Genomic DNA, 24,362 nt, shown 5'->3' with positions numbered 1-24,362 from the left:
CTCCCCTCCTCCTGAAGCCCGGTGGGCGGTCAGGTGCTGATCCGGGCCGCCCTCGCCAGCGCGCGTGCGGTGAGTACGCCCGCGAGGTGGCCGAGGTATTCGGCCGAGGTGCCGCGCCCGGGGACGAACAGTTCCCGGGGCTCGGCGCGGAAGGCCGCGAGCACCGCCTCCGTGGTGTACGGGCCGCCGCGCAGCCGGTCCTCGACCCCGCGCAGGCGCAGGGCGCGGGGGGTGGCTCCGGTGACGGCGATCCGCGGCCCGTCGGGGGTGATCCGTACGGCCGCGGCGCACAGCGGGTAGCGGCTGGCCCGGTCGGCGGTCTTCTCGAAGGCGGCGGCCGGCCCGGCGGCGGGCACCAGCAGGGCGGTGAGCACCGAGCCGGCGGGCAGGCCGGTGGCGGCGAACTCCTCGGCGGCCACCGTCGTGCGCCCGCCGGGGCCGGCCAGTTCCACCACCGCGTCGGCGGCCAGGGCGGCGACCGGCAGGTCGGTGGGCCGGCCCGCCACGGCCAGGTTGCCGCCGGTGGTGCCGAGGTTGCGGACCTGGGGGTCGCCGTTGGCGCGGGCCGCGGCGGCCAGTTCGGGCGCCCCGGCGAGCACCAGGGGGTGCGCGGCGAGTTCGGCGAGGGTGGTCAGGGCCCCGATGCGCAGGGTCCCGTCGCCGGACTCGACGCCCCGCAGCTCCTCCAGGTGCCGTACGTCGACCAGCAGGCGGGCCGTGTCGGACCCGATGCGCAGGCCGGGCAGCAGGCTCTGGCCGCCGGCCAGGGCCCGGGCGCCGGGCGCGGAGAGCAGGGCCAGGGCCTCGTCGAGGCCGACGGGCCGTACGTAGTCGAACTCGGTGAGGATCACTGCGTCTCTCCCTGCAGGCGGCGCCAGACCTTCTCGGGGGTCAGCGGCATGTCGATGTGCTGCACGCCCAGGTCGGAGAGGGCGTCGACGACCGCGTTGACCACAGCGGCGGCGGGCGGCACGGTGGCGATCTCGCCGGCCCCCTTGGCGCCGAGCGGGTTGTGCGGGGAGGGCGTGACGGTCTTGTCGAGGTCGAAGAAGGGCACGTCGGCGGCGCGCGGCAGGGCGTAGTGGTTGAGGTCGGAGCTGATCAGGAGGCCGTTCTCGTCGTACTCGGCGGCTTCCATCAGGGCCTGGCCGAGGCCGTGCACGATGCTGCCCTCGATCTGGCCGTGGACGATCTTCGGGTTGCCGATGTTCCCGGCGTCGTCGACGGCGGTGTAGGCCACCACCTGGGTCTCGCCGGTCAGTTCGTCGACCTCGACGACCGCGACGTGCGTGCCGAAGGGGTAGTTGAAGTCCGGCGGGTCGAAGTGCGTGGTCTCGTCGAGGGCCGGTTCGATCTCGGGGGGCAGTCCCCAGCCGTACCACATGGCCATGGCCAGCTCGGCGAAGGTCTTGGTGTTCTCCGGGTTGCCGTCCTCGTGGACCGCTCCGCCCCGGTAGACGACCTTGTCCTCGGGGACGTTCAGGAAGACGGCCCCGGCCTTGACCAGCTTGGCCTTGATCTTGCGGGCGGTGAGGGCGACGGCGGGCGCGGCCATGCTGTAGGAGCGGGAGCCGTAGGTGCCCTGCCCGTACGGGGCCTTCTGGGTGTCCCCCTCGTACACCTGGACCAGGGCCGGGTCGATGCCGAGCTCGTCGGCGGCGACCATCGCGAAGACCGTGTGGTGGCTCTGGCCGGTGGAGGCGGAGCCGACGGTGACGGTGACCTCGCCGGTGGGGTGGACGCGGATGTTCGCGCTCTCCCAGGTGCCGCCGAGCATGCCCTCCTTGGACATCCGGGTGGAGGGGCCGACCCCGCAGATCGCGACGTACGTGGCGATGCCGACGCCGAGCCGCTTGCCGCGGGCGCGGGCCTCGGTCTTGCGGGCGGTCATGTCGGCGTAGCCGGACAGCGCGATGGCCTTGTCGAAGTTCAGCTGGTAGTTCCCGGAGTCGTAGGTCCAGCCCAGACCGTTGTCGTACGGGAACTTCTCCTTCGGCACCAGGTTCATGCGCCGCACCGCCGCCGGGTCCATGCCGATCTCGGAGGCGTAGCGGTCGACGATGCGTTCCATCAGGAAGGCGGCCTCGGCGCGCCCGCTGCCGCGCTGGGCGCCGAGCGAGACGGTGTTGGTGAAGGCGGCGTAGACCTCGCAGAAGGCCGCGTCGATGTCGTACATGCCGCTGATGGAGCGGCCCATCAGGGCGGTGGCGACACCGGGGCCGATGGTGGAGGGGTACGCGCCGAGGTTGGCGTAGCTGGTGCAGCGCACGGCGGTGATGCGGCCGTCGCGGGTGCCGGCGAGGGTGACGTGCTGGCGGTGGTCGCGGCCCTGGACGGTGGAGTTCATCAGCCCGGTGCGGGTGTCGACCCATTTGACGGGGCGGCGCAGGGCCTTGGACAGGAGCAGGACCAGCGCCATGTCGGGGTACAGGTAGCCCTTGGTGCCGAAGCTGCCGCCGACGGTGGGGGCGATCACCCGGAGCTTGTTGAAGGGGATACCGAGGACCAGCGCGGCGAGCAGGAAGCGGTGGTTGTGCGGGCCCTGCGTGGAGGCGTAGAGGGTGTACTCGTCGGTGGCGGCGTTGTAGTCGCCGACCGCGCCGCGGGGCTCGATGGGGCTGTTGATGGTGCGCTGGTTGACCAGGTCGAGCTCGACGGTCACTTCCGCTCCGGCGATGGCCGCGTCGGTGCGGTCCTTGTCGCCGCAGGTCCAGTACGCGTTCAGGTTGCCGGGGACGGCCTCGTGCAGCTGGGGCGCGCCCTCCGCGAGGGCGTCGTCGGCGCGGGTGACCACGGGCAGCGGCTCGTACTCGACGGAGATGGCGGCGAGCGCGGCGGTGGCCTGGCGCGGGGTCTCGGCGACGACCACGGCGATCGGGTCGCCGACGTGCCGGACGGCGTCGCCGGTCAGCACGGGGCGCGCACCGGGAAGTCCGTAGGGGTGGGGCGGGAAGTGGCTCTCGACCCCGCCGGGGATCCAGATGCAGGGCAGCGGCATCACGTCGGTGAAGTCCGCGGCCGTGGCCACCTTCAGGACGCCCGGCATCTGCTCGGCGGCCTTGGTGTCGATGGAGAGGATCTTCGCGTGGGCCACCGTGCTGCCCAGGATCGCCATGTGCGCGGTGCCCGGCAGATCGATGTCCGCCACGTACGTCGCCTCGCCGCGCAGCAGCTGCGGATCCTCGCGGGCGTCCATCGGCTTGCCGAGGACGGTGTGTTCCTCAGGTGTGGCAGCCTCCTCGGGCGCCGCGGTCTCCGCGGGCGCCGCGGTCTCCGCGGGCGCGGCATCTTCCAACACCTGGGCCCCGCCATTCACAGCGGTCTCCCCCGTCACTGCGGTCATCTCCCTCAGCCCTCCCGTCCGGACGCTCCGGCCGCGGCCGGGGCCTCGGCCCCGTCGGGGGCGGCGGGGGCGCAGGCGCGCTGCACTCCCCGGACGACGCTGTGGTAGCCGGTGCAGCGGCACAGGTTGCCGGTGAGCCACTCGCGGATCTCGGGCTCGGTGGGGGCCTCGCCCCCGGATGTGTTCTCGACGAGCTCGCCCAGCGCCATGACCATGCCGGGGGTGCAGAAGCCGCACTGGGTGCCGTGCTCCTGGCGCAGGGCCTCCTGGAGGCCGGTCAGCTCGCCGCCCCGGACGCCTATGCCCTCGATGGTGGTGACCTCGGAGCCGGCGGCCGCGGCGGTGAGGATCAGGCAGCTCTTGACGGACCTGCCGTCGAGCCGGACCACGCAGGTCCCGCACTGGCCGGTGTCGCAGCCGACCTTCGTGCCGGTCAGTCCGAGTCCGTCGCGGAGCCGTTCCACGAGGAGTTCGTTGGGCTGCGCAGCGAACTGCTCCGGTCTTCCATTCACGTTCAGGGTCAGATCCATGCGAGCGCCTGCGCTTCCGTGAGCGGCCGGTTGAAGAGGGGACCGCCTGGCTGCTGGAGAATTCCTCCGGAGTGCAGCGGGCCGGTGTCGACGGGCACGAATCCGAGGTCCGTGATGATTCCCGCCACGATTTCCTTCGCCTTCGTGTCGTCGCCCGCCGTGAAATGCGCCAGGCGCTGTGACGGCTCCCGCCCGGAGGCGTTGCCGGCGACGGCGAGGGTTTCGAAGTGCATGGTGTTCAGGGATTTCACGACCCGGGCGCCGGGGTACCACTCGGCGACCAGTTCGCTCGATCCGCGTCCGCCGAGGTCGGCGGCGACCCCGGGGCCGTTGAAGGCGTTGGTGGCGTCCACCAGCACCTTGTCCTGCACGACGTGCGGGGGCAGCAGCCCCCGCACGGTGTCGAACGGCACCATCAGCACCAGGAGGTCGGCCTGGCCGGCCGCCTCCACGGGTCCCGCCGCCGCGGCGTCGGGTCCGAGCGAGGCCAGCAGCGGGCCGAGGGACTTCGGTCCGCGCGCGTTGGCGAGGACCACCGGGTGGCCTGCCGCCACCAGGATCCGGGCGAGGGTCGAGCCGATCCGCCCGGTGCCGATGATGCCTGTCCGCATGGGGGCTCCTCCAAAGATGGGTCCGGCGGCCGGACCTCAGTCCATGCCGATCCAGACCGACTTGGTCTGGGTGTAGCTCTCCAGGGATTCCGGTCCGCACTCGCGTCCGTAGCCGGAGGCCTTGTAGCCGCCGTAGGGCACGGAGGGGTCGTACTGGTTGTAGCAATTCACCCAGACCGTGCCCGCCTTGATCTGCGAGGCGACCCGGTGGGCCCGGCGCAGGTCCTTGGTGTGGACCCCGGCGGCGAGGCCGTACGCGCTGTCGTTGGCGATGCGTACGGCGTCCTCCTCGGTGTCGAAGGGGATGATCGACAGGACGGGTCCGAAGATCTCCTCCTGGGCGATCCGCATCCCGTTGTCGACGCCGGTGAAGACGGTCGGCAGGAAGTACAGGCCCTGGCTGGAGGCGCCCTCGGGGGTCCAGCCGGTGCCTCCGGTGCGCAGGATCGCGCCTTCCTTCTCGCCGACCTCGATGTAGGAGCTGACCTTGTCGAACTGGCCCCGGTGGGCCAGCGGCCCGAAGAGGGTGGCCGGGTCGCGCGGGTCCCCGGGCCGCAGGGCCGCGGCCCGGCTCACCAGGCGTTCGACCATCTCGTCGTGGATGGGGCGGTGCAGCAGCAGCCGGGAGCCGGCGGTGCAGATCTCGCCCTTGTTGTAGTAGATGCCGAAGAAGGCGAGTTCCTCGGCGGCGTCGAGGTCGGCGTCGGCGAAGACGATGTTGGCGGACTTGCCGCCGAGCTCCATCGTGACCTTCTTCAGGGTGCCGGCCGACTTGCGGATGATCGTCTGGCCGACCGCGGTGGAGCCGGTGAAGGCGATCTTGTCGATGCCGGGGTGGCCGGTGAGGGTCTCACCGAGCTCCACGCCCGGACCGGTGATCACGTTCAGCACCCCGTCCGGGATCTCCGCCTCCTGGAAGAGTTCGGCGATCTTCAGAGCGGTGAGCGGGGTGGCCGGGGAGGGCTTGTGGACGACCGTGTTCCCCGCCGCGAGGGCCGGGGCGATCTTGGTCATCGACAGCAGCAGCGGGAAGTTGAAGGGGGTGATGGCGCAGACCACGCCCAGCGGTTCGCGCAGGGTGTACGCGAGCTGTCCGCCGGCCGGGGCCCGGGAGGAGCCGTCGACCCGGGTGACCGCGCCCGCGTAGTAGTGCATGAGCTGGGCGGCCATGGGGGCGTCGACGGTGCTGGAGAAGGCGAACGGCTTGCCCATGTCCACCGTCTCCAGCAGGGCGATCTCCTCCAGGTCCCGCTCGATCAGCTCACCGACCCGGTTGAGCCGCAGCGCGCGTTCCTGGGCGGACAGCCGGCTCCAGGGACCTTCCTCGTACGCCGTACGGGCCGCCGTGACGGCGGCGTCCGCGTCGGCCGCGGCGGCCTGGGCCACCGGCACGATCTCCTGTCCGTCGATCGGGCTGACGTCCGGTTCGGTGCGGCCGTCCCGGGCGGGCACCCATCTGCCGCCGATGAACAGCTTCCCGGGATTGGCCAGGGGTCGGTCGCTGAGCACGCGCTGGGTCATGGCTGCACCTTCCGGTGTCGCGGGGGCTAGCCCTGTTCGAGCTGCTTCAGGAACGTCTCGGCGAGGGCCTTGGAGGAATACGGGTTCTGGCCGGTCGTGAGCTTGCGGTCCACGACCACGTGCGAGTCCCAGATCGCTTCGGCCTTCTCGTAGCGGGCGCCGAGTCTGGTGAGCTCGGCCTCCAGGATCAGCGGGAGCCGGCCGGCCATGTTGGTGACCAGTTCCTCGCTGTGCGAGAAGGCGGTCATCCGGTAGCCCTCGAACGGCCAGCGTCCTTCGCCGTCGCGCAGGGCCAGGAGCGAGGTGTGGCCGTGGCAGACGGTGGCCAGCGGCTTGTCCTGGGCGATGGCCCAGCGCAGCAGCTGCGCCAGTTCATCGGACTTGGGGAGGTCGCCGATGGCCCCGTGGCCGCCGCTGATGTAGATGCCGTCGTAGCCGGCGATGTCCTTCTCGCCCAGGGATTCCAGGGCGAGGGGGTGCTGGAGCTGGGGGGTCTGGCCGATGACGCGGACGTACTCGGCGGCGTTCGCCGCGTCCTCGTCCGGGGAGCCCTCGGGCCGGACCCACCGCAGGAACGCGGGGTCGATGCTGGTCTGGTCGACCGTCGGCGCCTCGCCCCCGATCGTCGCCACGTCCACGGCGTGGCCGGCGGCCCGGAAGAGCGTATAAGGAACGACGAATTCCTCGGCCCAGAATCCCGAGGGGTGCTGTTCCCCGTCCAGCAGATGGAGCGTGGCCTTTGCCGTCATGACGACGAGAATCTTCATGACTCTCTCCTTGTTCTGGATTCGCTGCCGATTCAACACGCCCCCTTCCAGGGGCGTAAGGGGTGGACGTCAGGCCCGCGATACTTCGTCACGTGCGTCCAACGCCGTCAGGATGGTGCGGAATTCACCGACCAGGGGGTGGTCGGGAAGGGCTTCCGCGAATATGCGCTCCCCGTACAGGGCCGCCATTTCCGGCACGTACGGGAGTATTCCGGCCAGCGGAGACCCGTAGACCTCCTCGGCCCGGCGGCGGACCGCGTCCCGGTCGATGCCCTCGGGTGCCATGCTCAGCACCAGGGCCCGCCGGCAGGCCAGCTTTCCGGCGAGGGCGATGGTCTCCTCGACCCCGGAGAGGTCGATGCGGTCCGCCCGCGCCATGATCAGTACGACGTCGGCGCTGCCCATGGCCGTCACCGACTCGTTGTTGAGCCCCGCGTGCGTGTCGAGCAGCAGCACGTCGAGCGCGAACTGCTGCGCCAGCCGGTCGAAGCCCTCCGGCAGCAGTCCCACGTCGTACCCGGTGGTCATCAGCTCGCGCAGGGCCGCCGTCCCGGACCGGGCCGGTACGACGTACAGCCCGGGGACGGCGGTCGTGCGGGCCGCGGCCTCGATCTCGCAGCGGCCGAGCAGGTAGTCGGCCAGCGAGCCCGTGCCGGGCCCGAGCCCGAACAGCAGGTCCAGGGTGGGCGACTGGAGGTCGGTGTCGACCGCCCCCACCCGCAGTCCCCCGGTCGCCATCAGCACCGCCAGGTTGGCCAGCACCGAGGACTTCCCCGTGCCGCCGCGGTGCGAGTGCACCACGATGGTCCGGGTCATCACGCGACCACCCGGTAGCCGCTGCCGTCCCCGTGCGGCCCCCGCGCCGCACGTGGCCGGTGCAGGGCCAGCATGGTGACGTCGTCGTGCTGTTCGGCGGTCCCGGTGTGCTCGCGCACGGCCAGGTCCATCCGGTCCACCACGTCCCGCCCGCTCGCCGGGGGGCCGGCGAGCAGTTCCAGCATCCGTTCGTCACCGAGGAAGCTGCCTTCCGGGCAGCGCGCCTCGGGCACTCCGTCGGTGAAGACGAAGAGGGTGTCGCCCGGGTTCAACTGGGCGTACCCCAGGGTGTAGACGCAGTCGGGCAGGACCCCGACGGCCGGTCCCGTCACCTCCAGCGGCCTCGGCACGGCGCCGTCCCCGGAGAGCAGCAGGGGCGGGTTGTGGCCCCCGTTGATGTAGACGAGGCTCCCGGTGAGCGGGTCCAGGACGCCGAAGAACAGGGTGGCGAAGTAGCCCTGCCGCAGGTGGTTGCGGGTGAGGTAGCCGTTGGTGGCGGTGACCGCGTTGAGCAGCGGCGTGGCGCCGACGACCGGCGTGCGGCGGCTGCCCCCGGTACGGGTGGCGGCCATCAGGTGCTGCAGTCCGCTGTTCTCGGCGGTGTGGCGCAGCAGGGAGCGGATGAGGGCCATGAAGAGGGCGGCGCCGACGCCCTTGTCGCAGACGTCGGCGACGACGACCGCGAGGCGCCGGCCCCGGGAGAGTTCGAAGACGTCGTAGAAGTCCCCGGCGACCTGCCGTGCCGGGCGGAAGCGCACGTCGATCTCCCAGCCCGTCGGGACGGGCAGTGATTCGGGCAGGAAGCCGGCCTGTATCTCGCGGCCGATCTCCAGTTCCTTCTCGTAGCCCATGAGTTCGGCGCGGGCGTCGGCCTCGCGCAGGGTGCGGCCGAGTCCGGCGCGCTCCGAGCAGCTGTGCAGCCGGGCTCCGACGAGGGCGGGCAGGAAGGGCGGGACGAGGTAGTCGTGGCCGAGGCGCACGTGCCGCTCCAGGGCGGCGAACTCCTCGACGGTCCAGACGACCACGATGGGGGCCCCGGCCCAGCGGCGCAGCCGGCGTACGGCGGTCCGTACGGCTTCCCCGTCGGCTTCGGCGGGGGCCAGCAGCACGTCAGCGACGGGCAGCGTCTCCAGCCGGCCGCCCAGCAGGTCGGACAGCGTGCGGGTGACGAGTTCCGCGTCCATCAGCCGGAGCGCATCGACCAGTTCGGCCGGTGGGGGCGGGTACACGTCAAGGATGATCACGGTCGTGGAGGGCATGGGTCCGTCCCCTCAGCCTTCACAGTCAGCGTGCTGATGTTGCGGCCGTCCCTGTGGGTGTACCTGTACGCGTCCACGCTGGTCAGGGCCAGGTGGATGCCGAGGCCGCCGACCCTCCGCCGTTCCGGGGGGACCCCGGGGGCGGGGGGCAGGCAGCCTGCGACGGGGTCGAAGGCGGGGGCGGAGTCCTCGAGGACGATCCGCACCCCGCCGGGGCCGGAGCAGCCGCGGACGGTGATCCGTCCGTCGGCGCCCCGGTACCCGTGCATCACGATGTTCGTGGCCAGTTCGTCCACCGCCAGCCGGATCCGGTAGGTGGCCCCTTTCCCGAGGCCCGCCCGGCCGGCCAGCAGCAGGACGAACGCGGCGATCTCGCCCAGTGCCCCCACCGTCGCGGGCACCTCCAGTACGGCGGGCTTCCTCGCCAGTCCGACCATCTCACTCACCGCGCGGCCGGTCGTCGTGCTCAGCCGTCGGACAGCTGGATGCTGCGGTCGAGCCCGGCCGTGCGGATGGTCCGGGAGACGGGCTCGATGGCGCCGACCACCTTGATGGTGACCCCGGAGCCCACCTTCTGCTGGGCGAAGACCAGCGAGCGGAGCCCGGCGCTGGCCATGTAGCCGACGCCGGCCATCCGGATCTCGACGGTGCTGGTGCCGTGCCCGGCGGCCTTCTCGATGGTCTGGTGGAAGTCCGGTGCGGTCTTGGCGTCCAGCTCGCCCGTCAGTTCGATCACGGTGGTGTCGCCCTCGATGCTCAGGGACACGGAAAGCGGCATGTCAGGTCTCCTTCGGTCGGGGCGTCTCAGTCGCCTCGGGGATCGGGGTCGTTCGCGCGGCCCACCAGGATCACCACCGACCGCGGGCCGATCAGGTACTTCCCGGCGTTGTCCAGCTCCTGTTCCGTCCCCGGGGTGCGGATGTCGTGCGGCGCCTCGGCGCCGGTGTCCGCGAACAGGTGCCAGCTGCGGCCGCCGGGCAGGGCGGGCAGTTCCAGGTCGTGCGGCTCCCAGTGGGAGTTCATGGCCACGTACACCACGTCCTCGTCGCCGACGCCGCAGCGCGCCACCGCCAGCAGCCTGCTCTCCGCCGACCAGTCGGGCTGCCAGGCCCGCTCCCCGTGCCAGCTGATGTCCGGCAGGCCCAGGCTGTCGCGCAGCCGGCCGGTGGGGTGGGCGGTGGAGCGCAGCTCGCGGTGGTGCTTGCGGAAGGCGATCATCTCCCGCGTGAACCGGAGCAGTTCGGCGTTTTCGTCGACCTGGTCCCAGTCGAACCAGGACAGCTCGTTGTCCTGGCAGTACGTGTTGTTGTTGCCCTGCTGGGTCCGCGCGACCTCGTCCCCGGACAGCAGCATCGGGATGCCCTGACTGGTGAAGAGGATGGCCAGGGCGTTCTTCATCTGCCGCAGCCGCAGCGCGTTGACCTCGGGGTCGTCGGTCGGCCCCTCGGCGCCGCAGTTCCAGCTGGCGTTGTCGTTGCCGCCGTCGTTGTTGCCCTCGCCGTTGGCGTCGTTGTGCTTGTCGTTGTACGAGACCAGGTCGGCCAGGGTGAAACCGTCGTGCGCCGTCAGGAAGTTGACGGAGGCCGAGGTCCCGCGGGTGGAGTAGAGGTCCGGCGAGCCCGCGATCCGGGTCGCGAGCTCCCCGGTGACCCCGGGGTCGCCCTTGAGGAAGCTGCGCACCGTGTCGCGGTACTTTCCGTTCCACTCCGCCCAGCGGCCGTAGGCCGGGAAGTTGCCGACCTCGTAGAGGCCGCCCGCGTCCCAGGCTTCGGCGATGAGCTTGGTGTGCCGCAGGACCGGGTCGAAGGCGAGCAGCTCCAGCAGCGGCGGGTTGGGCAGCGGGGTGCCGTCCAGGGCCCGGCCGAGGATGGCCGCGAGGTCGAAGCGGAAGCCGTCGATGTGGTAGTCGGCGACCCAGTGGCGCAGGCAGTCGAGCACGAAGTTGCGCACGACGGGGTGGTTGCAGTTGACCGTGTTGCCCGTGCCGCTGAAGTTGAAGTAGTACCCCTCCGGCGTGAGCATGTAGTACGTGGCGTTGTCGAGCCCCTTGAAGGAGATCGTCGGGCCCTGCTCGTTGCCCTCGGCGGTGTGGTTGAAGACGACGTCGAGGATGACCTCGATGCCGGCCGCGTGCAGGTCCTTGATCAGGGTGCGGAACTCGTCGCCCTGCATCCCGTAGCGTCCGGTGGCCGCGTAGCCGGCCTTCGGCGCGAAGAACGAGACGGTGTTGTAGCCCCAGTAGTCGAAGAGGTGCTCGCCCGTCTCCGGGTTGGAGCGCATGTTGTCGCTCTCGTCGAACTCGAACACCGGGAGCAGTTCGATGCAGTTGACCCCGAGTTCCTTCAGGTACGGGATCTTCTCGCGCAGCCCCGCGAAGGTGCCGGGGGCGGTGACCTGCGAGGAGGGGTGGCGGGTGAAGCCGCGCACGTGGGCCTCGTAGACGACGAGGTCCTCGGCGGGCAGCCGCAGCGGGGTGTCGTCGCCCCAGTCGAAGTCCTGCAGGCAGACCCGCGAGCGGTACTGGTAGCCGCGGCTGCGGTCCGGCTCCACGCCCCACACGTCGCGGCCGGCGATCAGCCGGGCGTAGGGGTCGGAGAGGACCTGCCGGGCGTCGAAGCGGTGGCCGGAGGCCGGGTCGAAGGGGCCGTCGGCCCGGTACCCGTACTCGATGTTCTCGTGGTCGAGGCCGAACACCGTCATGGCGAAGACGCTGCCGGTGCGGAACTCCTCGGGGAATTCCAGCTCGGCCATCGGCTCGGGCTCTCCGCGCTTGAAGATGACCAGGGTCATGGAGGTCGCCTGGTCGGAGAAGACGGAGAAGCTGACCCCGCCGGGGACCACGTTGGCCCCGAACGGGAACGGTTTGCCGGCGCGGACGCGGTACCCGCCCACTTCGTGGGTCGGGTACGCGTCCACCCGCAGGACCTGCTCGGAGGCGGTCTCGCTCATCGCGCGACCTTGGCCCTGGCCGCGGCCGCCGCGGCCTCGCCGGTCTCGAAGAAGTCGAGGAAGCCGGTGGCCGACATGACGAACCGGACTTCCTCGCTCACCCCGTACAGGGTGACGGCGACGCCGACGTGCTGCGCCTCCCGGTAGACGACGAGCAGCGTGCGCAGCCCGGCGCTGGAGACGTAGCTGACGGCGGTGAGGTCGATGCGCAGCGGCCGGCCCTCGCGGACCAGCGGCAGGAGTGCCTGGAGCAGGGCACCTGAGGTCTCACTGTTGATCTCGCCGGTGGCGACGAGCACGGTGCCCGACTTGTTCCGGCGTTCCTTCACGGTCAGAGTCATTGCTTTCCCCTCTAGTTGGGGCGCCCCCCGTTGAGCGCTACTTCTGGGTCACCGGCCGGAGCCGGACCTTGACCTTGACCCGCCCCTGGACGTCGGGGAGGTGGACGGTCAGCCCTTCGGCGTCGAACTCCTCGTACGGCTTCTCGTCGATCTCCACGGACGCGATCCGCACCGAGCCCGCGGGCAGCAGGTCGGGCGAGACCCGCAGGGTCCGGTCGGGCAGGCTGGTCGGGTCGGGCTGGAAGTGGAAGTCCATTTCCCGGCCGTTGACGAGCAGGTTGTTGTACACGGCGGCGAGGTAGCAGAGCTCCGCCGAGTGGTACATGGACATCGAGTGGCTGCCCTTGAGCCGCTCCGTGCCGAGCAGGTACGGCGTACCGCTGGCGAGCACGTTGAAGTAGACGGCTCCCTCGTCGTGGTCGAGGAAGAAGGTGTTGTAGAAGGCCTGCGCCTGCCGGGCCTCGCGCAGGTTCGCGTCGCCGCCGACCGTGCCGTTCAGGATGAGGTAGGCGAGGATCGCCTGCTCCTGCTGCCACCAGGCCTTGCGGTCGTGCCAGGCGAAACGATACGTCTCCTCGTCCCCCTGCTTCACCCGCTCCACCACGTCGTACCAGCCGCCGCGCTGGACGTCGCTGCCGACGGCCGGCATGATCTCGCCGATCCTGCGGGCGAGCTCCTCGTACGCCGGCTTGGCCTTCAGCGAGTTCATCCGCATCAGGTTCCAGGCGATCTTGAGGTTGTGCCCGACGACCGCGCGGTTCTGCTGCCAGCTGTGGGCGGTGTCGTGCGACCAGTCGCGGAAGAAGCGCTCCTGGACGAACGGGCTGTTCTTGTAGTCCGGGAACTTGTCCGCGATGGTGTCGAAGGTGTACTCGAGGAAATCGGCGTACTTCTGGTCGCCGGTCGCCAGGTACAGGTTGATCAGGTACGCGGGCGCGTGGTCGCCGACCGAGTTCCAGTTCTTGCGCTCGGCGTTCTCGCCCAGCGACTCGTGGTCGGGGCTGAAGAGGATCGGGTCGATGTGCGAGTAGTAGCCGCCCTGCTCCTCGTCCTTGAAGAACTTGTCGAACAGCCGGATGGTGGCGTCCGCGTCGTTCTTGATCCGGACGTCACCGGTGACCCGGTAGGTCTGGATGGGGCCGGCCAGCGCGTAGATCTGCTCGTACATCGGGATCGCGTCGTAGTCGTCGGAGAACTCCGAGGTGAACAGCTTGCGCTCGCTGTCCCCGTCGACGCTGATGCCGTGGTACCAGAAGACCACGTCCTCCTCGCTGTCCACGACCCGCATGTGCTTGCGCAGGTACTCGGTGCCGCGCTCGGCGACCTCCAGGTACTCGTCCTTGCCGGTCAGCAGGTAGGCCGAGGCCATGCCGTAGACCAGGCGGGAGATCGTGTCGGTCTCCTGGACGTGGCTGGCGGTCTTGTCGCCGCCGAGGCGGATCTCGGTGCGGTACTCGGTGAAGTCCACCGGGCCGTCGCCGAACTGCGCCCGCTTGTAGAAGTCGGCCAGCGACTCGATCTGCTTGACCCACCAGCTCGTCTCCTCGAACCGGTAGTCCTCCGCCCCGCGGCCCAGGAACACCAGGCGCTTGGCCTCGAACCGGCCGTCCCGCTCGGGGTAGTGCACCCCGTAGACGAAGAGGAAGCGGCCCGGGGAGAGCATCTCGTCGATGTGCCCGGAGGCGTCGATGTACGGCTCGTCCAGGTTGCGCACCAGCTCGGCGCTGGGGTCCCCGGCGAGCGAGACCTCGAACTCGCGCTCGTCCGAGGTCTTCAGCCGCAGCAGCCGCGACCCGGAGTCGAAGCGGACGACGTAGCCCGCGATCGTGTCGGAGAAGGAGAAGCTCAACGAGCCCGCCATGTCATGCACCGTCCTTGTCGTGTGAGCGGTCGTCCTCGAATCCCTGGCTGATCTCGACGATCACCCCGTCGGGGTCGCGGACCCAGACGGTCCGCCATCCGCAGATGAAGTCGTCGAAGTCCAGCGGCCCCAGGGTCACTTCGGCGGCGTCGCCCAGTTCCGCGAGGAACGCGTCGACGCTGTCGGTCTGGAAGGCCAGGTGCCGTACGCGGCCCGGGGCCGGCGGCCCGTCCTCCTGCGCGGCGCGGGCCGGGCCGGTGGCCGCCGCGAAGAGCTCCAGGTACGCGTCCCCCTTGCGCAGGAACACGATCCGGCTCTCCCCGAGGTCGACCACCCGGGCCCGGGCGAAACCGAAGTACCGGGTGTAGAACTCCTCGGTGGTCTTCTGGTCCGCGCAGTTGAGGCCCACGTGCGACCAGACCATCGGGCCCGGCATCAGCCGGCCCCCCGGCCCCGCCCCGCCGCGACCAGCTCGATGATCCGGCGGGCGAAGAGGTGGTGGTGGGCGCCGGTGCGGCCGGTGACCAGGTCGCCGTCGACCACCACGTCCTCGTCGACGTACTGGGCGCCCATGTTGCGCACGTCACCGATGAGGTTGTTGTGGCAGACCACCTTGCGGCCGCGCACCTTGCCCGGAATCGAGGACGCCAGCCACATGCCGTGGCAGATGATCCCCTTGAGGACCGTCGGCTCCTCGAAGGCCCGGCGCAGCAGCTCCGTGGCCGGAGCCAGTACGTCCACGTCCTCGGTGTAGCGCAGCCGGTCGGCCACCATGCCCGAGGGCACGATGATCGCCGCGTACCGGCGCAGCTCCTCGTCGCTGAGCCCCTCCAGGGACTTGTCGGCGGTAAACGGCGCCCGGTACTCGTGCCCGGAGAAGGTGATGGAGTCGTTGCCCCACAGCCGGGTCAGGAAGTCGACCTCGGCGCCCTCCTCGGCGAACCGGTGCTGGTAGTAGAAGATCTCGGGCTCGTAGAAGTCGCTCTCGACCAGGACCGCGATGCGCGTCCCGGACAGCGCGCCCTCGCGCAGGACCACATCAGGCACGGGACACCCCCTTCAGGAAGTCCGCCGCGCGCTCGGCGATCATCGCGATGGCGGTGTGGCAGTTGCCCGACGGGACGGCGGGCATCACGCTGGCGTCGACGACGCGCAGGTTCCGTACGCCGTGCACCCGCAGCTCGGGGTCGACCACCGCGAGGTCGTCGATGCCCATGCGGCAGGAGCCGGCCTGGTGGTGGTAGCTCTCCGACTTCTGCTTCACGAAGGTCCGCAGGTCGTCGTCGGACACGTAGCCGGGCCCCGGCTGGAGCTCCTGCTTGTACCAGGGCGAGAAGGCCGAGGTGGCGAAGAGCTCCCGGGCGGTCTTGACGCCCTGCACCATCCGCTCCAGGTCCCACCGGTCGCCCAGGTAGTTCGGGTGGATCAGCGGGTGGGCCAGCGGATCGGCGCTCGCCAGCCGGATCCAGCCGCGCGAGACCGGACGGACGACGCCCGGCAGGATCGAGACCGTGTTCGGGTGATCCTGGCCGACGATCACGTCGAACGGGACGTGGACGAAGGCGATCTGCAGGTCGGGGGCCGGCAGCCCGGGCCGCGAGGACAGGAACAGAGCGCTCTCGGAGAGGTTCTGCGCCGGCGCCGGGAGCTCCTGGTTGACCTCGGCCATCAGCCCGGTCAGGACGTGGTTGTGGAAGTTCTCGCCGACCCCGGGCAGGGCCGCGGTGACCTCGATGCCGTGCTCGCGCAGCTGCTCCGGATGCCCGATCCCGGAGAGCAGCAGCAGCTTCGGGGACTCGATCGCCCCGGCCGCCACGATCACCTCGCGCCGGGCCCGTACGGTGTGCGTCCCGGGGGCCGCGCCGCGGCTGTGCCCGTCGCGCACGGTCCGGCCCGGGACGTCGCTGTCCGAAAGCGTGGCCGGGGCCTCCAGCTGGGCGTACTCGACGCCGGTGCAGGTGTCGCCGTCGAAGAGCAGCCGGGTGGACTGGGCGTTGGTGCGCAGCGTCAGGTTGGACCGGCCGAGGGCGGGCTCCAGGTAGGCGGCCAGGACGCCCTGGCGGCGGCCGTCGGCCACGTCGATGTGGTGCCAGCCCGTGCCGAAGAGGCCGCGCCGGGGACCGTCCGTGTTGAAGTCGGCGATCTCCTGGTGGCCCAGCTCCACGGCCGCGTCGATGAAGGCGCGGGAGACCGGGTTCGGGCGGTGCCGGCCGGCGTGGGTGATCCGCTGCGGGCCGTCGGTGCCGGTGGTGGGGGCGGTGGCGTCCTCCTGGCCCTCCAGCAGGGCGAAGTACGGGAGCACGTCCTCGTACGCCCAGCCGGCCGCGCCCTGGTACGCCCAGTTGTCGAAGTCCGAGGCGTGGCCCCGGATGTGCATCATGATGTAGAGGTTGCTGCTGCCGCCGGGGGCCTTGCCGCGCGGTTCGTACGTACGGCGGCCGCCCAGGCCCGGCTGCGGGACGCTGGTGTAGCCCCAGTCCACGGGCCCGCCCAGCAGCTTGTACCAGGAGGACGGGTCGTCCACCTCGGGCGGGATCCGGGAGCCGCCCGCCTCCAGGACGAGGACCGAGACGTCCGGGTCCTCGGAGAGCCGGTTGGCCAGGACGCTGCCGGCGGTACCGGAACCGACGATCACGTAGTCGTACTGCTCTGTGGCCACGAGTCCCGTCCTCCCCTCAGCCCTGGCCCAGCACCTGGAAGGGGACGGTGTCGTGGTAGTTCGCCATGTAGGCGATGCGTCCGTCCACGATCCGGAAGAAGTTCATGACCTCGGCCTCGATGGCCTCGCCGGACGGGCTGACGGCGGTGATGTGGGAGACGGCTGCGGCCTTCTCCCCGTCGACGAGGAAGTGCACGGGCTCGTTGCGGAAGGCCCGGTACATGGTCCCCATGCCCTTCATCATCGAGCGCAGGGTGTCCAGGCCCTCGATGTGTCCGGCGAGCTGCTCGTCCATGACCTGGTCGTCGGCGAACAGGTCGCACCAGCGGTCCCAGTCGCCGGCGTTGGCGTACTCGTAGTACTTCGTCAGTACCTCTCGGGCGTCCATCGCGCTCACTGCTGTCATCCCCCTATCGGTCCCTGCGGGTTCCGTCCGGCGCGAAGGGCGCCCAGAACTGGCTGAAGGCGGAGGCGTCGTCGCCGAAGAGCCCGTCGTGGCCCTCGACGATCCGGCCGTCCCGCCAGCGCATGAAGTGGAAGACCGGGTAGTCCATCCGCTCGTACGGGCTGGTGCTCGCCGGGTCGGCGCCGTCCCGCAGGGCGACGTTGCGGCAGACGTCGGCGCTGCAGTCCGCGCCGACCATGACCGCCTCCAGGTCCATCCGGAAGGTGCCGCCCGTGAGCTTGTGGGTCTGCCCCATCAGCTCCAGGAAGGCGTCCAGGCTCTCGTACCGGCCGGCGAGGGGGTGGTTGCCCGGGACCAGCCAGCGCAGGTCCTCGGAGTAGTACTCCAGGATCCGCGCGCGGTCGCCCGAGCCGAGGGCCCGGTAGGCCGCCTCGACCCGCTCGCGTGTCACTTCGGTCATGGTCGCCGCCTTCTCAGAGCGAGCCGGAACCGGGCATCGGCGCCAGTTCGTTGACGGTGTACTGCTTGATCAGCGGTCCGTCCGGGCCGGCCACCACGGTCCAGGTCTGGTCGGCGTCGAAGCCCAGCCACTGGCTGCGCGCGGCCGGCGGGTCCCAGATCTTGGCCTGCCAGTTGACGAGGACCCGGACGATCGCCCGGTCGCCCTCGATGACGGGCTCCACCTTGGTGACGGTGTGCACCTCGTCGAAGAACCGGTTGGTCACGGCGGCGTACCAGCGGCCGAAGCCCTGGTGTCCGAGGAAGGTGTCCTCGGGGACCTTGAACTCCAGGTCCTCGGTGATCAGGGCGAGCACCTGGTCCAGCGGAAGGTGCCGGTCCAGGGCCACGTACCAGTTCTCGGTGAAGGTGCGGATCGCGTCCTCGGTCAGCCGCTCGGCGGGCATGCGGTCTCCTCCTGTCCGTCGGTGTGTCAGCGCTGGTCAGATCTGGATGTCTACGAGGTACGGGCCGGGGTGCGCGAGCATCCGCGCCGCGGCCGCCACCGCCTCGTCCGGCTTCTCCACGCGGGTGCCGTCGGCGCCCAGCGCCCGGGCCAGGCCCGCGAAGTCGATCTCGGGGTGCGAGAGGTCGAAGGAGCCCGGGAAGGGGTGCTCGGCGATGTCCCGCTCGCGCCAGTACTGGGCGATGTTGTCGTCGAGGAGCCGGTACTTGCGGTTGTTGCAGACCACGAACTTGGCGTCGATCCCGTGCCGGACCGCCGTCCACAGCGCCTGGTAGGTGTACATCGACCCGCCGTCGCCCGCGAAGCCGACGACGAGCCGGTCCGGGTGGGCGAGCTTCGCGCCGACCGCCCCCGGGAAGCCGACGCCCAGCGAGCCGCCCCGGGTGAGGTGGTAGTCGCCCGGCCGCTCCGGCGGCAGGTACCGGGTCACCAGCGGCGAGGTGGTCAGCGCCTCGTCGAAGACGATCAGGTCCCGGCCCGTGCGCTCGGCCAGCGTCCGCAGGAAGACGGCCATCGGCGTGTCGTCGTCCACCGCCGCCGCGGCCTCGCCGGCCCGCTCCCGGGTCCGTACGTCGAGCCGGGCCGCGGCCGCCGCCCGGCGCTCCGGGGTCAGCCGCTGTTCCAGTACGCCGGCCAGCGCGCGCAGCGCCTGCCGGGGATCGGCGGCCAGCCCCAGGTCCACGGGGTGGTTCTTGGCGATCTCGTAGGCGTTGAGGTCGATGTGCACGACCTTCGCGCCCGGCCGGAAGGGGCTCTCCAGTTCGGGGAACACCTCCGGGAAGACGTAGGTGCCCACGATCAGCACCCCGTCCGCTCCGGCGACCAGCTCCTTGCTGTGCGGGCCGAACATGTGCCCCGTCTGGCCGCGCCGCAGCGGGTGCGAGGCCGCGATGTTCACCTCGGAGGAGTCGACCTCGTAGACGTCGGCGCCCAACAGCTCGGCGACGGCCACGAGTTCGGCCTGCGCCCCGGAGAGCGCCACCCCGTCCCCGACGAGGACGACCGGCCGTTTGGCAGCGGCGAGCAGCTCGGCCGCCCGCCCCACCGAGGCCGGCGAGGGGGCCACGTCGGTGAGCGGCACCGTGGTGGGCAGCACGGGCTCGGAGTTGAGCTCGTCCAGCACGTCCATGGGCAGCGCCACGAAGACGGGGCCGCGCGGCGGGGTGAGGGCGATCTTCACGGCCCGCCGGATGGTGCGGAGCACGGAGTGCCGGTCGGTGACCCGGGTCGCGTACTTGGTGACGGGCCTGGCCATGGCCACCAGGTCGCTGGCCATCTGGGCGTCCATGGCGTCGTAGCGGACGCCGGCGTCACCGGCGACCACGACGAGCGGGGTGTGGCCGCGCAGCGACTGGTACAGCATGCCTATGCCGTTGCCCAGCCCCACGCCGGAGTGCAGCTGGAGCAGGGCCGCACCGCCGGTGGCACGGGCGTAGCCGTCGGCGATGCCCGCCGCCACCGTCTCCTGGAGCGCGAGGACGTAGGAGAAGTCCGCCGCCGCGTCCACCGCGTCGAGGAATCCCTGTTCCACCGTTCCCGGATTTCCGAACATCACCTTCAGGCCGTCGGCCTTGAACTGCTCAATCAGCCTTTCCCGGCCGGGAGTGGCTTCGGCGTTCATGGGATTCCCCCTTTTCTCCCGCGGATCGCAGAATTACCAGCCGTAGCGGGTGAGACCGTTTTCCAGGACTTCCACGATCTTCTGCCCCGTGAGGTAGGAGTCGGGGGTGGAACGGCCGGTCACGAACGGGAAGTCGACGATCACCGAAAGGGGGTGGCCGAAATTCCCGTGGTACGCCCCGCGCGGGCCGGTCGCATCGCGCAGGATGTACTCCAGCGGGTACGGCGGCGGCCCCATGTTGAAATCGGTGCCGAGGAATCCGGTGCCGTCCTTGTAGTCGTACTCCTTGCAGTGGCCGGTCACGTGCTTGCCCCAGATGATGCTCTTGCGGTCACCCCAGTCCCGGGCGAAGGCCAGGCAGGCGACGCCGTAGCACTCGGCGGCCACCACCTTGCCGGCGTTCTTGAAGGCCAGGATGAGGGCGTGTACGCGCTCGTTGTTGGCGAGGTCGGCGATCGGGCCGCTGCCGCCGACGATGAGGATCGCGTCGAAGTCCGCGATGTCGGCCTGGAGCTTGTCCAGATCGCGGTGGTACTGCTCCAGCTTGGGCAGATAGGCCGAGTCGCTCGTGTACGGGCGCTCGGGCGCCCACGCCTCGATGTCGAGCGGCGAGTCGAGCCGGCTCGACTGCTCGAACTCGCGGCCCAGCCGGGCGTTCTCCTCGGTGGTCACCGAGCGGCCCAGCGGGGGGTCGATGTAGTTCGCGTCGAGGCTCGGCGGAAGTGCGTGCGCGCGCTTTCCGGTCGGCGTGGCGAATACGATCTCATAGCCACGCTCATCGAACTTCGATACGGGACCGATCAGTTCTTCGGCCCAGTAACCGTGTTCGGAGACAATGACCAGAATCTTTCTGCTCACAGATTCCTCCAGGCGCCGCCTGTTGTCGTTGGCGTCCCCCACACTGCGTGCGGCCAGGGCCTGCGTCAAAGGGCGTGAATGCGACTTCGTGAGGTAGCGGGCAAGGTGGTCGGGGCACCTCACCTAGTCGTCCCGCGAGGTCATGAAGTAGCCGCCGGACTTCCTGACCTCGGCCGGATCGATGAACCTTTCCCGGATCTCCGTCCTATGGTCTGGACGCGCCGTGAACCACGGGCGGGCCGGGGAGCACGAATGCGCGAGGAGAGGGACGGGGACGATGACGATGGACCTGTTGTGCACACACATCGACCAGATACGTCCGGTGAAGGCCACCACCGAGGGCTGCGAGGAGTGCCTCATGTCCGGTGACAGCTGGGTGCACCTGAGGATGTGCCTGAGCTGCGGCCACGTCGGCTGCTGCGACTCGTCCAAGAACCGTCACGCCACACGGCACTTCCGGATCACCGAACACCCGATCGCGGCCTCGCACGAGCCCGGTGAGGACTGGGCCTGGTGCTACGCCGACAAGCTGATGCTGGACCCGGCGTGAGCGCCGCCCGGGAGCGCGCGACCGCGCCCACGAGCCCCGCCGCCACCGCTGCCGCCACCACCGCCTCCGGTGCCGCGGCCGAGCGCGCGGAGAGCCGCAAGCCCGTGATCCTGGCCGTGGACGACGACCCGCAGGTGCTGCGCGCCGTCCGCCGGGACCTGCGCAGCGCCTACGGCGACCGCTACCGGGTGCTCGGCGCGTCCTCGGCCGCCGACGCCCTGAAGATCCTGGACTCCCTCGACGAGCGCGGCCACGACCCGGCCCTCTTCCTCGTCGACCAGCGGATGCCCGACGTCACCGGCGTGGAGTTCCTCCTGGAGGCGGTCAGCCGCTTCCCGGACGCCCGCCGGGTCCTGCTGACCGCGTACGCGGAGACGGACGCGGCGATCACCGCCATCAACCGCGTGCGGCTGGACTACTACCTGCTCAAGCCCTGGGACCCGCCGCACGAGCGGCTCTTCCCGGTCCTGGACGACCTGCTCTCCGACTGGCTGGCCACCTACCGGCCGGCCTACGACGGGATCATCGTCGCGGGCCACCTGGTCTCCCCCGGCACCCACGCCGTCCGGGACTTCTTCACCCGCAACGGGCAGCCGTTCCGCTTCCTGAACGTCGAGCGGGACCCCGAGGCGCTGACCGTGATCGCCGCCGCGCAGGCCGACGCGGCGCTCCCGCTGGTGCGCTTCCCGGACGGATCGGTGCTCTCCGCCCCGACCGACACGGAGCTCGCCCGGCGCCTGGGCCTGGCCACCACCGCCTCCCGGCCCCACTACGAGTGCGTCATCGTCGGCGCCGGGCCCGCGGGGCTCGCCGCCGGGGTCTACTCGGCCTCCGAGGGCCTGTCCACGCTGATGCTGGACTCCCGGGCCCCGGGCGGCCAGGCGGGCACGTCCAGCCTGATCGAGAACTACCTGGGCTTCCCCTCGGGCCTCTCGGGCGGCGACCTCACCCGCCGGGCCACCATCCAGGCCTCCCGGTTCGGCGCCGAGATCCTGCACCCGGTCGAGGTGGTCTCCCTGACCCGGGACGACCCGGCGAAGATCCTGACCCTGGCGGACGGTACGGAGATCAGCGCCGAGACGGTGCTGCTGGCGACCGGGGTCTCGTACAACCGGCTCGACGCCCCCGGCGCGGACCGCTTCGAGGGCGCGGGCCTGTACTACGGCGCGGCCACGACGGAGAGCTCGGCCTGCATCTCGCAGCACGTGTTCATCGTGGGCGGCGCCAACTCGGCCGGCCAGGCGGCGGTGCACTTCGCCAAGTACGCGGCCCGGGTGACGATCCTGGTGCGGGCGGCCTCCCTGGACGCGAGCATGTCCCGCTACCTGATCGACGAGATCGACCGCACCCCGAACATCGAGGTGCGGGTGCGCACCACCGTGGTCTGCCTCGACGGCGAAGAGCACCTGGAGAGCATCACCCTGCACGACGCCGACACCGGCGAGGACACCGAGACCCCGGCCCGCTTCATGTTCACCTTCATCGGGGCCCGTCCGCACACCGACTGGCTGGCCGGGGTGGTGGAGCGGGACGAGTACGGCTTCGTCCTCACCGGCTCCGACCTGATCTCCAACGGCGGTGAGCTCCCGGCGGAGTGGAGCCTGGAACGCGCCCCCTACCCGCTGGAGACCAGCGTCCCCGGCGTCTTCGCGGCGGGCGACGTACGGGCCCACTCGGTCAAACGGGTCGCCTCGGGCGTCGGCGAGGGCGCGATGGCGGTCTCCCTGATCCACCGCTACCGCTCGATGGGCTGAGAGCGAACACCCGGCCCGCCCCTTGCGATCACGGGGCGGGCGGATGCAACGTTGATTACATGATTACAGCCGAACAGAGCGAGAAGCTCCGCACGTGGTTCGCCGAGCGCCTGCCGGTGGACGTCTACACATCACTCGTCTCGGTCACGGTCGACCGGGAGGAGATCACGGTCGTCGGCACGGTCCCGGCGGCCGAGTCGGCCAAGGAGTTCCGCGAGCGCACCCGCGAGCAGCGCATCGAGGTCGCCCGTGAGGCGGAAGAGCTCTACCGCCGCAAGGTCGCCTGGGGCGTGCGGTCGGGTGAGGAGACCACCCTCTTCACCCACCTCGCCGTCCCCGTCATGACCCGGCTGCGCCAGTCCGAGCGCCAGGTGCTCGACACCCTGGTCGCCGGCGGCGTGGCGCGCAGCCGGGCCGACGCGCTCGCCTGGTGCGTCCGCCTCGTCGGGAAGAACACCGACACCTGGCTCACCGAACTGCGGGAGTCCCTCGACAAGGTGCAGCAGGTACGCGCCGAAGGCCCCGACATCCAGAAGTCGGAGTCCGAGTAGGGGAAACCCTCGCCGGGCAAGCATGATCCCGGAAGGGTAGCCGGGACCACCTGATCCCAGGGAGAGGCACGCACACCATGACCACCACCGTCGAGTACATCCGCTACCGGATCGCCTCGCAGGACCAGCAGGCGTTCGAGGAGGCGTACGCGAGGGCCGCCGAGGCCCTGGCCGCCTCGCCCGAGTGCATCGACTACGAGCTGGCCCGCTGCGAGGAGGAGAAGGAGCGCTACATCCTCCGCATCCGCTGGACCTCGATCGACGCCCACCTGAACGGCTTCCGCAAGGGTGAGCACTTCCCGGCGTTCTTCAGCGCGATCCGCCCGTACGTGACGGCCATCGAGGAGATGCAGCACTACCTCGTGACCGGTGTGGCGGGTCCGGGAAAGGCCGCCGGTCAGTCATGAGCACGACGCCCACGATCTACGAGTGGATGGGCGGCGCGGAGGCCATGCGGCGCCTCACCGACGTCTTCTACGCGCACGCCCTGCAGGACGAGATCCTGGCCCCCGTCTTCGCGGGCATGGACTCCGAACACCCGCAGCACGTCGCGGTCTGGCTGTCGGAGGTCTTCGGCGGCCCGGCGGACTACTCGGCGCACCACGGCGGCCACCAGCACATGGCGACCAAGCACCTGGGGCGCGGCATCACGGAGCAGCAGCGCCGCCGCTGGGTGGAACTCCTCCTGGACACGGCCGACGAGGTGGACCTCCCGACGGACCCGGAGTTCCGCGCGGTGTTCGTCTACTACATCGAATGGGGCACCCGCATGGCCCTGATCTACTCGGGCCCGAACCCCCCACCGGTCGACGCGGCCAAAATCCCGGTCTGGTCCTGGGGCCAGACCCCTCCGTGGGTCCCGAAGACCTCCGAGTAACCCCTGTGGGGGCGGCTACAGCCGCCCCCACAGTCACGTCCAGCCCACGCCGGCCAAATCCAGCCCCGCCCGGGGGCACCTCCCGGCGGTAGCTGGGGGAGATTGAGGCGCGGGGGTCCGGGGG

At 70.7% G+C, this 24,362-nt stretch carries 26 protein-coding genes; 5 read left to right on the top strand and 21 right to left on the bottom strand.

What is annotated here, in order from left to right; all coding sequences use genetic code 11:
* Nucleotides 1–29 precede the first annotated feature (29 nt).
* The 21 genes from ACFV0Q_RS05140 to ACFV0Q_RS05040 form a co-directional block, all read right to left on the bottom strand.
* Entirely contained in the window at nucleotides 30–851 is an 822-nt protein-coding gene (locus ACFV0Q_RS05140) for an FAD binding domain-containing protein (RefSeq protein WP_385000603.1), read from the bottom strand.
* On the bottom strand, nucleotides 848–3,343 hold the full coding sequence (locus ACFV0Q_RS05135; RefSeq protein WP_385000599.1) for a xanthine dehydrogenase family protein molybdopterin-binding subunit: 2,496 nt from the start codon (nucleotides 3,341–3,343) through the stop codon (nucleotides 848–850). The genes ACFV0Q_RS05140 and ACFV0Q_RS05135 overlap by 4 nt, the downstream gene beginning before the upstream one ends.
* A gap of 5 nt (nucleotides 3,344–3,348) precedes the next feature.
* Nucleotides 3,349–3,873, bottom strand: a complete 525-nt coding sequence (locus tag ACFV0Q_RS05130) for a (2Fe-2S)-binding protein (protein WP_385000596.1) — start codon at nucleotides 3,871–3,873, stop codon at nucleotides 3,349–3,351.
* Nucleotides 3,864–4,484: an NADPH-dependent F420 reductase gene (locus ACFV0Q_RS05125; RefSeq protein WP_385000593.1), complete on the bottom strand. Its 621-nt coding sequence runs from the start codon at nucleotides 4,482–4,484 to the stop codon at nucleotides 3,864–3,866. The genes ACFV0Q_RS05130 and ACFV0Q_RS05125 overlap by 10 nt, the downstream gene beginning before the upstream one ends.
* A gap of 36 nt (nucleotides 4,485–4,520) precedes the next feature.
* Entirely contained in the window at nucleotides 4,521–6,005 is a 1,485-nt protein-coding gene (locus ACFV0Q_RS05120; protein ID WP_385000590.1) for an aldehyde dehydrogenase family protein, read from the bottom strand.
* Nucleotides 6,006–6,031: 26 nt separating this feature from the next.
* A complete protein-coding gene (locus ACFV0Q_RS05115; protein WP_385000588.1) occupies nucleotides 6,032–6,772 on the bottom strand; it encodes a type 1 glutamine amidotransferase domain-containing protein in 741 nt (246 codons plus the stop codon).
* A gap of 69 nt (nucleotides 6,773–6,841) precedes the next feature.
* Entirely contained in the window at nucleotides 6,842–7,588 is a 747-nt protein-coding gene (locus ACFV0Q_RS05110) for a MinD/ParA family protein (RefSeq protein ID WP_385000585.1), read from the bottom strand.
* Complete coding sequence (locus tag ACFV0Q_RS05105) at nucleotides 7,588–8,847, bottom strand: PP2C family protein-serine/threonine phosphatase (protein ID WP_385000582.1); 1,260 nt, start codon at nucleotides 8,845–8,847, stop codon at nucleotides 7,588–7,590. The genes ACFV0Q_RS05110 and ACFV0Q_RS05105 overlap by 1 nt, the downstream gene beginning before the upstream one ends.
* On the bottom strand, nucleotides 8,829–9,284 hold the full coding sequence (locus tag ACFV0Q_RS05100; RefSeq protein WP_385000684.1) for an ATP-binding protein: 456 nt from the start codon (nucleotides 9,282–9,284) through the stop codon (nucleotides 8,829–8,831). The genes ACFV0Q_RS05105 and ACFV0Q_RS05100 overlap by 19 nt, the downstream gene beginning before the upstream one ends.
* A 29-nt stretch (nucleotides 9,285–9,313) precedes the next feature.
* Nucleotides 9,314–9,625 carry an STAS domain-containing protein gene (locus tag ACFV0Q_RS05095; protein ID WP_385000579.1) on the bottom strand — a complete coding sequence of 104 codons (312 nt, stop codon included), beginning with the start codon at nucleotides 9,623–9,625 and terminating at the stop codon, nucleotides 9,314–9,316.
* 26 nt (nucleotides 9,626–9,651) lie between these two features.
* Nucleotides 9,652–11,796, bottom strand: coding sequence for a glycogen debranching protein GlgX (gene glgX, locus ACFV0Q_RS05090; protein ID WP_385000576.1), 2,145 nt, complete (start codon nucleotides 11,794–11,796; stop codon nucleotides 9,652–9,654).
* Nucleotides 11,793–12,137, bottom strand: coding sequence for an STAS domain-containing protein (locus ACFV0Q_RS05085; protein WP_266578292.1), 345 nt, complete (start codon nucleotides 12,135–12,137; stop codon nucleotides 11,793–11,795). Before ACFV0Q_RS05085 ends, glgX begins: the two co-directional genes overlap by 4 nt.
* Nucleotides 12,138–12,174: 37 nt before the next feature.
* Nucleotides 12,175–13,998 (bottom strand): AGE family epimerase/isomerase, encoded by a 1,824-nt coding sequence (locus ACFV0Q_RS05080; RefSeq protein WP_385000572.1) that lies wholly within the window; start codon nucleotides 13,996–13,998, stop codon nucleotides 12,175–12,177.
* 1 nt (nucleotide 13,999) lies between these two features.
* Complete coding sequence (locus tag ACFV0Q_RS05075; RefSeq protein ID WP_385000569.1) at nucleotides 14,000–14,422, bottom strand: VOC family protein; 423 nt, start codon at nucleotides 14,420–14,422, stop codon at nucleotides 14,000–14,002.
* Nucleotides 14,423–14,433: 11 nt separating this feature from the next.
* A complete protein-coding gene (locus ACFV0Q_RS05070) occupies nucleotides 14,434–15,045 on the bottom strand; it encodes a DJ-1/PfpI family protein (protein ID WP_385000566.1) in 612 nt (203 codons plus the stop codon).
* Entirely contained in the window at nucleotides 15,038–16,657 is a 1,620-nt protein-coding gene (locus tag ACFV0Q_RS05065) for a GMC family oxidoreductase (RefSeq protein ID WP_385000563.1), read from the bottom strand. The genes ACFV0Q_RS05070 and ACFV0Q_RS05065 overlap by 8 nt, the downstream gene beginning before the upstream one ends.
* A 16-nt stretch (nucleotides 16,658–16,673) precedes the next feature.
* Nucleotides 16,674–17,063: a nuclear transport factor 2 family protein gene (locus ACFV0Q_RS05060; RefSeq protein ID WP_385000560.1), complete on the bottom strand. Its 390-nt coding sequence runs from the start codon at nucleotides 17,061–17,063 to the stop codon at nucleotides 16,674–16,676.
* 4 nt (nucleotides 17,064–17,067) lie between these two features.
* On the bottom strand, nucleotides 17,068–17,523 hold the full coding sequence (locus ACFV0Q_RS05055; protein ID WP_385000557.1) for a nuclear transport factor 2 family protein: 456 nt from the start codon (nucleotides 17,521–17,523) through the stop codon (nucleotides 17,068–17,070).
* 13 nt (nucleotides 17,524–17,536) lie between these two features.
* Nucleotides 17,537–17,968, bottom strand: coding sequence for a nuclear transport factor 2 family protein (locus tag ACFV0Q_RS05050; protein ID WP_385000554.1), 432 nt, complete (start codon nucleotides 17,966–17,968; stop codon nucleotides 17,537–17,539).
* Between the two features lie 36 nt (nucleotides 17,969–18,004).
* Complete coding sequence (locus ACFV0Q_RS05045) at nucleotides 18,005–19,648, bottom strand: thiamine pyrophosphate-binding protein (RefSeq protein ID WP_385000551.1); 1,644 nt, start codon at nucleotides 19,646–19,648, stop codon at nucleotides 18,005–18,007.
* A 33-nt stretch (nucleotides 19,649–19,681) separates the two neighbouring features.
* Nucleotides 19,682–20,506: a type 1 glutamine amidotransferase domain-containing protein gene (locus tag ACFV0Q_RS05040; protein ID WP_385000548.1), complete on the bottom strand. Its 825-nt coding sequence runs from the start codon at nucleotides 20,504–20,506 to the stop codon at nucleotides 19,682–19,684.
* Nucleotides 20,507–20,783: 277 nt separating this feature from the next.
* Here ACFV0Q_RS05040 and ACFV0Q_RS05035 point away from each other — a divergent pair, with 277 nt between their 5' ends.
* From ACFV0Q_RS05035 to ACFV0Q_RS05015, 5 genes are all read left to right on the top strand, one after another.
* Nucleotides 20,784–21,056, top strand: coding sequence for a UBP-type zinc finger domain-containing protein (locus ACFV0Q_RS05035; protein ID WP_385000545.1), 273 nt, complete (start codon nucleotides 20,784–20,786; stop codon nucleotides 21,054–21,056).
* Between the two features lie 104 nt (nucleotides 21,057–21,160).
* Nucleotides 21,161–22,810: an FAD-dependent oxidoreductase gene (locus ACFV0Q_RS05030; protein ID WP_385000681.1), complete on the top strand. Its 1,650-nt coding sequence runs from the start codon at nucleotides 21,161–21,163 to the stop codon at nucleotides 22,808–22,810.
* Between the two features lie 59 nt (nucleotides 22,811–22,869).
* Entirely contained in the window at nucleotides 22,870–23,361 is a 492-nt protein-coding gene (locus ACFV0Q_RS05025; protein WP_385000542.1) for a hypothetical protein, read from the top strand.
* Nucleotides 23,362–23,438: 77 nt separating this feature from the next.
* The gene (locus ACFV0Q_RS05020) at nucleotides 23,439–23,768 is read left to right on the top strand and encodes an antibiotic biosynthesis monooxygenase (RefSeq protein ID WP_351827171.1); all 330 of its coding nucleotides are present in this window, start codon (nucleotides 23,439–23,441) and stop codon (nucleotides 23,766–23,768) included.
* The gene (locus ACFV0Q_RS05015; RefSeq protein WP_385000539.1) at nucleotides 23,765–24,238 is read left to right on the top strand and encodes a group II truncated hemoglobin; all 474 of its coding nucleotides are present in this window, start codon (nucleotides 23,765–23,767) and stop codon (nucleotides 24,236–24,238) included. The genes ACFV0Q_RS05020 and ACFV0Q_RS05015 overlap by 4 nt, the downstream gene beginning before the upstream one ends.
* Nucleotides 24,239–24,362 lie beyond the last annotated feature (124 nt).

Origin of the sequence: Streptomyces sp. NPDC059564 (genome assembly GCF_042735575.1) — a bacterium.
GTDB lineage: Bacteria > Actinomycetota > Actinomycetes > Streptomycetales > Streptomycetaceae > Streptomyces.
Note: the sequence above shows the minus strand (reverse complement) of the source record. Positions and strands in the feature narration are given on the sequence as shown.

Bases quoted from the DNA above. Each gene is read 5' to 3' on its own strand.
- ACFV0Q_RS05135 (WP_385000599.1), bottom strand. From the start codon at position 3,343: ATGACCGCAGTGACGGGGGAGACCGCTGTGAATGGCGGGGCCCAGGTG.
- ACFV0Q_RS05130 (WP_385000596.1), bottom strand. From the start codon at position 3,873: ATGGATCTGACCCTGAACGTGAATGGAAGACCGGAGCAGTTCGCTGCG.
- ACFV0Q_RS05125 (WP_385000593.1), bottom strand. From the start codon at position 4,484: ATGCGGACAGGCATCATCGGCACCGGGCGGATCGGCTCGACCCTCGCC.
- ACFV0Q_RS05120 (WP_385000590.1), bottom strand. From the start codon at position 6,005: ATGACCCAGCGCGTGCTCAGCGACCGACCCCTGGCCAATCCCGGGAAG.
- ACFV0Q_RS05115 (WP_385000588.1), bottom strand. From the start codon at position 6,772: ATGAAGATTCTCGTCGTCATGACGGCAAAGGCCACGCTCCATCTGCTG.
- ACFV0Q_RS05110 (WP_385000585.1), bottom strand. From the start codon at position 7,588: ATGACCCGGACCATCGTGGTGCACTCGCACCGCGGCGGCACGGGGAAG.
- ACFV0Q_RS05105 (WP_385000582.1), bottom strand. From the start codon at position 8,847: ATGCCCTCCACGACCGTGATCATCCTTGACGTGTACCCGCCCCCACCG.
- ACFV0Q_RS05100 (WP_385000684.1), bottom strand. From the start codon at position 9,284: ATGGTCGGACTGGCGAGGAAGCCCGCCGTACTGGAGGTGCCCGCGACG.
- ACFV0Q_RS05095 (WP_385000579.1), bottom strand. From the start codon at position 9,625: ATGCCGCTTTCCGTGTCCCTGAGCATCGAGGGCGACACCACCGTGATC.
- glgX (WP_385000576.1), bottom strand. From the start codon at position 11,796: ATGAGCGAGACCGCCTCCGAGCAGGTCCTGCGGGTGGACGCGTACCCG.
- ACFV0Q_RS05085 (WP_266578292.1), bottom strand. From the start codon at position 12,137: ATGACTCTGACCGTGAAGGAACGCCGGAACAAGTCGGGCACCGTGCTC.
- ACFV0Q_RS05080 (WP_385000572.1), bottom strand. From the start codon at position 13,998: ATGGCGGGCTCGTTGAGCTTCTCCTTCTCCGACACGATCGCGGGCTAC.
- ACFV0Q_RS05075 (WP_385000569.1), bottom strand. From the start codon at position 14,422: ATGGTCTGGTCGCACGTGGGCCTCAACTGCGCGGACCAGAAGACCACC.
- ACFV0Q_RS05060 (WP_385000560.1), bottom strand. From the start codon at position 17,063: ATGACAGCAGTGAGCGCGATGGACGCCCGAGAGGTACTGACGAAGTAC.
- ACFV0Q_RS05055 (WP_385000557.1), bottom strand. From the start codon at position 17,523: ATGACCGAAGTGACACGCGAGCGGGTCGAGGCGGCCTACCGGGCCCTC.
- ACFV0Q_RS05050 (WP_385000554.1), bottom strand. From the start codon at position 17,968: ATGCCCGCCGAGCGGCTGACCGAGGACGCGATCCGCACCTTCACCGAG.
- ACFV0Q_RS05045 (WP_385000551.1), bottom strand. From the start codon at position 19,648: ATGAACGCCGAAGCCACTCCCGGCCGGGAAAGGCTGATTGAGCAGTTC.
- ACFV0Q_RS05035 (WP_385000545.1), top strand. From the start codon at position 20,784: ATGACGATGGACCTGTTGTGCACACACATCGACCAGATACGTCCGGTG.
- ACFV0Q_RS05025 (WP_385000542.1), top strand. From the start codon at position 22,870: ATGATTACAGCCGAACAGAGCGAGAAGCTCCGCACGTGGTTCGCCGAG.
- ACFV0Q_RS05020 (WP_351827171.1), top strand. From the start codon at position 23,439: ATGACCACCACCGTCGAGTACATCCGCTACCGGATCGCCTCGCAGGAC.
- ACFV0Q_RS05015 (WP_385000539.1), top strand. From the start codon at position 23,765: ATGAGCACGACGCCCACGATCTACGAGTGGATGGGCGGCGCGGAGGCC.